Origin of the sequence: Streptomyces sp. SP18BB07 (genome assembly GCF_036322545.1) — a bacterium.
GTDB classification, from domain to species: Bacteria; Actinomycetota; Actinomycetes; order Streptomycetales; family Streptomycetaceae; genus Streptomyces; species Streptomyces deccanensis.
The window spans coordinates 1-303 of the sequence record NZ_JAQYWT010000187.1; the positions used below are offsets into that span (position 1 = coordinate 1).

Sequence of the window (303 nt, forward strand, 5' to 3'; positions counted from 1 at the left end):
GGGGGGGGGGCTGGCCACACGCCCCACCACAAACAAAAACAAAAAAAAAGGCAAAAATAAAATAATAATACAAAAAAACAACACCAAAAACAACCAAAACCAAAAAGAAAATAAAAAAAAAAAACCCCAACCAAAAAACAAAAAAAAAAAACACAAAAAAAAAAAAAAAAAAAAAAAAAAAAAAAAAAAACAAAAAACCACAAAAAAAAAAACAAACACCCACAACAAACACCAAAAAAAAACCAAAACAAACACAAACAACAAACAAAACAAAAAAAAAACCCAAAACACCCCACAAAAAAC

At 27.4% G+C, this 303-nt stretch carries 1 protein-coding gene; it reads left to right on the forward strand.

The window, feature by feature from the left end:
* Nucleotides 1-303: hypothetical protein (locus PUR53_RS48035; protein WP_329907138.1), on the forward strand; the 303-nt coding region annotated here is incomplete at both ends.